The organism is Kitasatospora sp. NPDC059973, from assembly GCF_042737525.1.
Taxonomy (GTDB): Bacteria; Actinomycetota; Actinomycetes; order Streptomycetales; family Streptomycetaceae; genus Kitasatospora.
The window spans coordinates 22,654-30,432 of record NZ_JBHWUI010000106.1; the positions used below are offsets into that span (position 1 = coordinate 22,654).

Consider the following 7,779-nt stretch of genomic DNA (forward strand, 5'->3'; position numbering starts at 1 on the left):
CGCGGCGGCCCTACTGCTCCGGCCCCGTGGAGCCCGTCGTGGAGCCCGTCGGCTCCGCCGCTCCCGGCGGCAGCCGGACCGGCCGCAACCTCGCCCAGCCGGCGAAGAGCGCCGCCCCGACCAGCATGCCGACGCCCACCCAGAGGTTCACGTTCGCGCCGCCCGCCCGGTCGAGGTCGGCCTGCGAGGTGGCGGTGGCGCCCAGTACGGTCAGCACGGTGCCGTAGACGCAGAAGAGCAGCGCGAGGATCAGGCGCAGGTCGAAGATCCCGGCCTTCACGGCCGCCGGCCCGGCCGCCCCCGTCGTCGGATCCGTCATGTCCTCGCTCCTCTCACCAGAAGATCACGTTGAGTACGGTGGCGAGCAGCAGGGCCCCGGCCCCGAGCAGCGCCGGGCTGCGGTACCAGCCCGCGTCCTCGGCGGTGTCGCCCTCCTTGATCCGGTCCCTGGGCGTCAGCGACCAGACCAGGCCGACCAGTTCGCTGTCCGGCTTGGGCCGGGTGGCCAGCGAGACCGCGACGCTGACCGCGATGTCCAGGACGAAGGCGGCGCTCGCCGCGACGAAGCTGGGCCCCTGACCCGCCAGGTGCAGCACGTCGTGGCGGACGAGCTGGTCCACCGTCACGGCGGCCGCCGTTCCGACGATCAGCCCGATCCCGCCCGCGAGCGGCGTCGTCCGCTTCCAGAACATCCCCAGGATGAAGGTGGCGAACAGCGGGGCGTTGAAGAACGAGAACAGCGTCTGGAGGTAGTCCATGATGTTGTTGTAGCCACTGGCGATGAACGCGGTGCCGACCGCGATCGCGCAGCCGAGCACGGTGACCGTCCGGCCCACCCGCAGGTAGTACGCGTCCGACCGGCCCCTGACCACGTACGCCTGCCAGAGGTCGTAGGTGAACACCGTGTTGAACGAGCTCACGTTGGCCGCCATACCCGCCATGAAGGCCGCCAGCAGCCCGGTGATCGCCACCCCCAGCATGCCGTTGGGCAGCAGGTCGCGGATGAGCAGTTCGATCGCGTTGTTGTACGTGACGCCCTCGGTCGACGTGCCGCCCGCCGCCTTGTACCGCGCCAGCTCCGGCGAGAGGACCGCGGCCAGCATCCCCGGGATCACGATGACCAGCGCGATCAGCGCCTTCGGGTACGCGCCGATCAGCGGCGTGCGCCGGGCCGCCGACATGTTCCTCGCCGCCAGGGCGCGCTGCACCTCCGCGAAGTTCGTCGTCCAGTAGCCGAACGACAGCACGAACCCGAGGCCGAACACGATGCCCAGCACGGACAGGGTGGCGTTGGCGATCCCGGTCAGGTTGCTGGCCGGCCAGGCGTTCAACTGCTCCGCCGCGTCGGCGTTCACCGCCCGGATCCGGTTGCTCAGCCCGTCCCAGCCGCCCACCCGGTGCAGCCCGACCAGGGTGATCGGCACCAGCATGGCGACGATCAGGAAGAACTGCATCACCTCGTTGTACACCGCGGCCGAGAGCCCGCCCAGCGTCGTGTACGCCAGCACGATCAGCGCCGCCACCAGGACGGAGGACCACAGCGGCCAGCCCAGCAGGGCGTTGACCACCGTGCTGAGCGCGTACAGGTTGACCCCGGCGATCAGCACCTGGGCGAGCGCGAAGCTGAGCGCGTTCACCAGGTGCGCGAAGCGGCCGAACCGCAACCGCAGGAACTCCGGGACGCTGCGCACCTTGGACCCGTAGTAGAACGGCATCATGACCAGGCCGAGGAAGACCATGGCCGGGATCGCGCCGATCCAGTAGTAGTGCACGGTCGGGATGCCGAACTGCGCGCCGTTGGCGGTCATCCCGAAGATCTCCACCGCCCCGAGGTTGGCCGAGATGAACGCCAGGCCGGTGATCCAGGCGGGCAGCGACCGGCCGGCCAGGAAGAAGTCCAGACTGGAGGAGACCGACCTGCGGGCGAGCGAGCCGATGCCCAGCACCAGGGCGAAGTAGATGGCGAGCAGGACGTAGTCGACCGGTTCGGCATCCAGCCGGAGGCTTGCCTCGGCAAGGGAGTTCACTGCTGCCTCGATCCGTCACGTGGAGCTTCTCCGCTTCCGGACTTCTAGCAGCGGCGCGCCCGTCCGCCACCCCGCGTCACCCGCCCGTGGGCGAGTCGCTCGACCGACCGGCCGACACCGCCCGGCCGACCGGAAAACCAGGTGCCAGGGCCGCGGGCAGGCCGGTAGCCTGCGCCGATATGACACCCGAACTGGAACGCCCCCCACTTCAGGCCGACGAACGTACCGCGCTCATCGGCTGGTTGGACCTGCAGCGGCAGATCCTTCGCTGGAAGTGCGAGGGGCTGACGGAGGAGGACGCTCGTCGCTCCGTCCTCCCGAGTTCACCGGCCATGACGATGGCCGGCCTCATCACCCATATGCGCTGGACCGAGCACACCTGGCTGGAGGTCCTGTTCCTCGGCGGCGACGAGAAGCAGAACCCGTCGTTCGCCGAGTCGGGCGAGGACGCCGACTGGCAGCCCGGCGACCGCTCCCTGGCCGAGCTGCTCGCGGAGTACGAGGCCCAGTGCGCCCGGAGCAACGAGATCGTCGCCGCGGCCTCCCTGGACGACGTCGGCCGTCACCCCGGCTTCCGCTCCGGTGGCGCCAACCTCCGCTGGATGCTGATCCACCTCGTCGAGGAGACCGGGCGCCACGCCGGCCACGCCGACATCGTCCGGGAGCTCCTCGACGGCACCAAGGGCTATTACTGACCCGGGCGATGCCCCGCGATGGACCAGCCGTCCAACCGTCCGATCCGGCCGATCTCGTCCACCGGAATCGGGTGAACGCGAGGACCGCCGGTCGGGGCCGGCCCCCAACGCGGCCGCCGCCCCGCCACTCAGGTCGCCCCCGTCGCCCCCGTCGCTCAGGCCGCTCAGGCCGCTCGGGCCACTCAGGCCGGCAGGGGAGTGAGGGCGTCCACCCGTGCGTGCTTCCTCCCCGGCGCGAGGTCGCCGCCGTCCTCGGCGACCCGTACGACGGTGTCGCGCAGCGCGTCCGCGTAGGCGCGCAGGGACTGTGCGGCGACGGTGGTGTCGGGGTGGCGGCAGGCGAGGTGCAGACCCTCGTGGAGTCGGGTGATCCAGACGCAGGCCTGGTCGCCGTGGGAGACCCGGACCGTCGCGCAGGCGTTCTGCTCGGTCCAGCGCTCGGCTCCGGGGACGGCCCTGGCGTCGACGAACGACATGAGCGAGTGCAGGTCGGGCGAGGTCGGACGGAAGTCCGAGCCGAGCAGGTGCAGGATCCGGGCCAGCGGGGTGCGGGCGAGCCGGCGGTTCGCGTGCAGCTCGGAGCGTGCCATCGCCAGCGCGCTCCGGAAGTCGGGGGCGTCGGCCGCGGGGATCTCGATGGGTACGACGCCGACGTACCAGCCCAGCGAGTCCTGCCACCGGGAGGCCGCCCTGGTGTGGAACGGCACCACCGTCCGGTACACGTCGTGCCCGCCGAGGTCCCGGGCGATCAGCGCGCTGGCGGCCAGGATGCCGGCCAGCGTGCCCCCGAAGGGGCGGCAGTACCGCTCGAACCCGGCGGCGTGCTCCTCGCCCACCAGCATCTCGGTCATCAGCCGTTGGGCGGGCATCGGCTCCTCCGGCTCCAGACCGAGGTCGAGCGGGAACCTCGGCAGCCGGTCGTCGCAGCCGGCGATGAACTCCCGCCAGCGGGCGACCGCCGAGTGGATCTCGTCGACCTGCTCCGCGTGCGCGCATTCGAGTTCGCAGAAGTCGAGGTAGCTTCCGACCTCGACCGCTCGCGGTTCGCCGCCGCCCCGGCGGGTGTCGTAGAGCTCGTGGACCTCGGCGGGGATGCGGAACAGCGAGTAGGCGTCCACATTGCTGTGGTCGAAGGCGAGGTAGACGTCCGTGCCGTCCTCGCGCAGGACGGCCGCGTAGATGTAGTTCGGCCATTCGAGCGCGTTCGTCGCGGCGTCGAAACGGTTCTGCAGGTAGGTGACCAGCTCCTCCGCCCGGTCGAACACCCCTGCCTCGTGCCGGTGCAGGGCCACCGAACCGGCGCCGATCGTGAACCGGCGGACGCCCTCGGTCCGGCGGCGGAATCCGCTGCGCAGCGTCTCGTGGCGCAGGGTCCAGTCGAGCAGGGTGGCCTCCAGCACGGCCGGGTCCGCCGGGCCGGGCAGGCTGAACCGGGTGCCGATCCAGGTCGGCATGGTCAGGCCGTTGTCGCGTACGGTCCGCGCGGTGCGCAGGTGCGACTGCTGGAGGTGGGAGAGCGGGCGGAGGTCGTCCGCCAGGGCCGCGGCGGCGTCGATGGTGGACGGGTGGAGGGTCCATTCCATGACACGCCCCGGACGGGCCTCGCAGCGGGCCAGGTCGGTGATACGCACAGGTGCTCCCTCTCTCGACTCGCGGTGCGCCGGCGGTCCCGGCGCACCGCCGCCACCCGTCGGCCCGTCCTCGCCACGGGCGTTCCGGCGTCACGTCCCGTACGCGTCTCGGCCGACGGGGTGTTGGTGACGGACCAATCAAGCAACGATCAACAGGCCGTCAGGGCACGCCCCGATGCCCGCCGGCCCGGGTCACCGCGGCCGAGCCGGCAGGCTCGGTCCCCCGGGGAAGCGGCGACCACGGCCACAAGAGCCCGGCGGCAGAGCGTCGCACAGGCCTATCGTTGGCTGATGCGCGCTCACCCCATCGACCGACCGTCCGATCTCGACGTGGTCCGCGAGTCCTATGACCGCGTGGCCGACAACTACGCCCACATGGTGGCGACCACGGGGATCGGCGACATCCGGACCCACCCGTGGCTCAAGGCGTCGATCGACGCCTTCGCCGACACCGTGAGCGGCCTCGGGCCCGTGCTCGACGTCGGCTGCGGGCCCGGAACGGTGACCGCCTACCTCGCCGAGCGCGGCCTCGACGTGTCCGGCGTCGATCTCTCCCCTCGCATGATCGAGAACGCGCGCCGCCTCCACCCGCAGTGCCGGTTCGGCGTCAGCTCTGCCACCGACCTGGACCTCGCCGACGCCTCCTACGGCGGCCTGCTCGGCTGGTGGTCACTGTTCAACCTCCCGCGTGACGTCCTTCCCCAGGTCCTCGCCATGTTCGCGCGCGCCCTGGTGCCGGGCGGACACTTCATCACCGCGACCCATGTCGGCGACGAGGACGCGCTGCGCACCGACGCCTACGGAGGCGTCCCCGTCCGCTGGACGACCCACAAGTGGCGGCCCGAGCCGCTCACTCACCTGATCGAGCAGGCCGGACTGCGCCCGGTCGCCGAACTCCGGCTCCCCGCGGACGAGCACGTCGGACCGGGCGTGGTCATCATGGCCAAGCGGCCGGGCTGAGGATCGGGCACCGGACCAGGGCGTACCTGCGACCGGTCGACGCGGTGCGGCCCGGGGCGTGGCGGTACGGGCCGGGGCCGGGGTGACGGAAGGGTCGACCGCCGCCCGAGTCCCCGGCCCGACGCCCCCGCCCCCCTGGTCGCATCCAGGTCCAGCCTGCCCGGCCGGACCTGGTCGGACCATGGTCACGCCCCGCGCCCCGGTGCCCGGCCGGATGATGCAGATGCCCGACCCGGGCAGCGTCTCCCGCGAGTCCTCCCGCGGGCGGTCGACGCCGGGAGGGCAGCAAGGAGGTCGGTTCGAGGGCGAGTTCGTCGATGCTCCGGGCCCCGTCGATTAGGCTCGGGCGGAGGGCGAGGGAGGGTGGGGCGGATGCAGTCGGGGCTGAGTTTCTCCGCGGCGGACCTGGCGCAGACGCGGTTCGCGGTGTCGCCGATGTGGGAGGTCGTCACCAGCTTCCGGCTGCTGCGGCGGGCGGACGGGCAGCCGTTGTACCGGCGGTGGGCCGAGCAGGTCCGGCCGCGGCTGGTGCGGGCGGGGCTCGACCGGGGGTGGTTGGCGGAGCTCGTGCCCGTCGACGGCTACCTCGCGGACTTCCTCAATCCGACTCCGGCCGGCCCGTTCCCCACGCTCGCCACCGAGCTGGAGGCGATCCGGCGGACCGCGCCCGAGCGGGTGCGGGTCGAGCTCGGGATGCTGGCCGCCGAGCGCGACGAGGGGGCGCCTGCCCGGTTCCGGATCCTGTCCGAGGATCCGGAGGAGGCGTTGGCGAAGGTCGCCGCGGAGGTCGAGGCCTACTGGGAGCTCGCCCTCGCGCCCTACTGGGAGCGGATCCGGCGGTTGCTCGAAGCCGATGTGTTCCACCGGGCGCGGCAGGTGGCGGAGCACGGCTCGGCCCACGTGCTCAACGAGCTGCACGACTCCGTCCGGTGGGACGACGGCACCCTGCGGCTGGTCCGCCGGCACTGCGCGCTGACCCGTGACCAGGTCGGTTCCGGGCTGCTCCTGGTGCCCTCCGCGTTCGCCTGGCCGAAGGTGCTGACCCGGTCGGTGGCGCCTGAGCCACCGCAGCTCGCCTATCCGGCGCGCGGGATCGGCAACCTCTGGGAGCCCCGGGCCACCACCTCCCCGGACGCGGTGGCCGCCGTACTGGGCCGCTCCCGCACGATGCTGCTGACCGAGCTGGACACACCCGCGTCGACCACCCGGCTCGCCCAGCGGTCCGGCCTGTCCGCGGCCGGCGTCTCCCAGCACCTGACGGCCCTGCGCAATGCCGGCCTGGTGACCGCGCACCGCAGCGGCCGCTCCGTCCTCTACGCCCGCACCGCGCTCGCGGACGCCCTGCTGGCCCCGGCCGGGTACTGACCCGGCGGCCGTCCGAAGGCCGTCCGAAGGCCGTCCGGAGCCGGGCCGGGCGGCGGTTCAGCGGCCGGTGGCGATGTCGGCGACGAGGTTGATGGTGGTGGCCAGGATGCTGGCGCCGAAGACGTAGGACAGCAGGCAGTGCCGCAGCACGACCGCCCGCAGCCCGGTACTGGAGACGCTGGTGTCGGAGACCTGGTACGTCATGCCGAGGTTGTAGCTGAAGTACAGGAAGTCGCTGTACCGGGGCGGGACATCGGTGTTGAAGTCGATCCCGCCGCCGGGGCTCCCGTAGTAGATGTACGCGTAGCGGGTGGCGTACATCAGGTGGAGCGCCGCCCAGGCCGTGAACACGCCGCAGAGGGCCGTCGCGGCCGCGGCCCGGCTCAGGTCGGAGCGGCTGGCCAGGAACAGCAGCACGATGCCGACCAGTCCGCACAGCGCGGCGGTGACGACGGCGAACTCCTCCAGGGCGGGCCGGAACTCCTCGCGCCGGACGTTGCGGCGGGTGGCGGCGGCGTCCATCGGCCACAGGACGATCCACCCCGCCACGACGAAGGCCGTCTCCGCTCCGGCGATGCCGGCGAGGACGCCCAGCGGCACGCCCGTCAGGACGGCGACGACCGTTCCGAGGACCGCTCCGAGGATGGCCGAGCCGGCGAGCCGCGGGACGGCGGAGAGGACCAACGAGTGGTTCATGGGAGCCTCAGGCGCTGACGGCGGGGGTCGGCGTCAGCGTATCCGCGGCTGGGCCCGGGCGCAGCCGGGCGCGGGAGCCCGGAGAACGGGTCCGACCGGCGAAGGGGGAGGGGCGGGACGGAGCCGGGGAGGTCGGGGCTATGGTTCCTTGGCGGTCCACGGACACCAGGTACGAGGGAGAGTGCTGTGAAGTTGGTCGGTCGCACGATGACGGTGGCTACGGCCGGGGTGCTGCTGGGGGTCCTGACGGCCTGCGGCTCCAGCGGTTCGAAGGCCTCGGGCGACGGCGCCGCGGCGGCCGGCCGGGGCACGGCGACGGCCGGTGCCGGTGCGAGCGCGGAGGCGAGCGCGGGAGCGGGCACCGCGTCGCCGCAGGCCTCCACCGGCGGCGCGGGCGCCTCGCCC

8 protein-coding genes are annotated in these 7,779 nt (G+C 72.7%); 4 read left to right on the plus strand and 4 right to left on the minus strand.

The window, feature by feature from the left end; all coding sequences use genetic code 11:
* Positions 1–10 precede the first annotated feature (10 nt).
* On the minus strand, positions 11–319 hold the full coding sequence (locus ACFWA9_RS25970; RefSeq protein ID WP_359807501.1) for a hypothetical protein: 309 nt from the start codon (positions 317–319) through the stop codon (positions 11–13).
* A 13-nt stretch (positions 320–332) separates the two neighbouring features.
* Positions 333–2,027 carry a sodium:solute symporter family protein gene (locus tag ACFWA9_RS25975; RefSeq protein WP_380390104.1) on the minus strand — a complete coding sequence of 565 codons (1,695 nt, stop codon included), beginning with the start codon at positions 2,025–2,027 and terminating at the stop codon, positions 333–335.
* Positions 2,028–2,206: 179 nt separating this feature from the next.
* Between ACFWA9_RS25975 and ACFWA9_RS25980 the strand changes: the two genes are divergently transcribed.
* On the plus strand, positions 2,207–2,722 hold the full coding sequence (locus tag ACFWA9_RS25980; RefSeq protein ID WP_352287788.1) for a DinB family protein: 516 nt from the start codon (positions 2,207–2,209) through the stop codon (positions 2,720–2,722).
* Between the two features lie 182 nt (positions 2,723–2,904).
* On the opposite strand, the gene ACFWA9_RS25985 is transcribed toward ACFWA9_RS25980, so the two are convergent.
* Positions 2,905–4,353, minus strand: coding sequence for a condensation domain-containing protein (locus ACFWA9_RS25985; RefSeq protein ID WP_380390106.1), 1,449 nt, complete (start codon positions 4,351–4,353; stop codon positions 2,905–2,907).
* 291 nt (positions 4,354–4,644) lie between these two features.
* On the opposite strand from ACFWA9_RS25985, the gene ACFWA9_RS25990 reads away from it, so the two are divergent.
* On the plus strand, positions 4,645–5,313 hold the full coding sequence (locus tag ACFWA9_RS25990; protein WP_380390108.1) for a class I SAM-dependent methyltransferase: 669 nt from the start codon (positions 4,645–4,647) through the stop codon (positions 5,311–5,313).
* A gap of 372 nt (positions 5,314–5,685) precedes the next feature.
* Positions 5,686–6,678 (plus strand): DUF5937 family protein, encoded by a 993-nt coding sequence (locus ACFWA9_RS25995; protein ID WP_380390110.1) that lies wholly within the window; start codon positions 5,686–5,688, stop codon positions 6,676–6,678.
* 57 nt (positions 6,679–6,735) lie between these two features.
* Here ACFWA9_RS25995 and ACFWA9_RS26000 read toward each other — a convergent pair whose 3' ends face one another.
* On the minus strand, positions 6,736–7,374 hold the full coding sequence (locus tag ACFWA9_RS26000; protein WP_380390112.1) for a DUF1345 domain-containing protein: 639 nt from the start codon (positions 7,372–7,374) through the stop codon (positions 6,736–6,738).
* A 186-nt stretch (positions 7,375–7,560) separates the two neighbouring features.
* Between ACFWA9_RS26000 and ACFWA9_RS26005 the strand changes: the two genes are divergently transcribed.
* On the plus strand, positions 7,561–7,779 hold a 219-nt coding region (locus ACFWA9_RS26005), incomplete at its 3' end, for a hypothetical protein (RefSeq protein ID WP_380390114.1).

What these genes read in the sequence shown, in the direction of transcription:
- ACFWA9_RS25970 (WP_359807501.1), bottom strand. Translation starts at nt 319, where the DNA reads ATGACGGATCCGACGACGGGGGCGGCCGGGCCGGCGGCCGTGAAGGCC.
- ACFWA9_RS25980 (WP_352287788.1), top strand. Translation starts at nt 2,207, where the DNA reads ATGACACCCGAACTGGAACGCCCCCCACTTCAGGCCGACGAACGTACC.
- ACFWA9_RS25990 (WP_380390108.1), top strand. Translation starts at nt 4,645, where the DNA reads ATGCGCGCTCACCCCATCGACCGACCGTCCGATCTCGACGTGGTCCGC.
- ACFWA9_RS25995 (WP_380390110.1), top strand. Translation starts at nt 5,686, where the DNA reads ATGCAGTCGGGGCTGAGTTTCTCCGCGGCGGACCTGGCGCAGACGCGG.
- ACFWA9_RS26000 (WP_380390112.1), bottom strand. Translation starts at nt 7,374, where the DNA reads ATGAACCACTCGTTGGTCCTCTCCGCCGTCCCGCGGCTCGCCGGCTCG.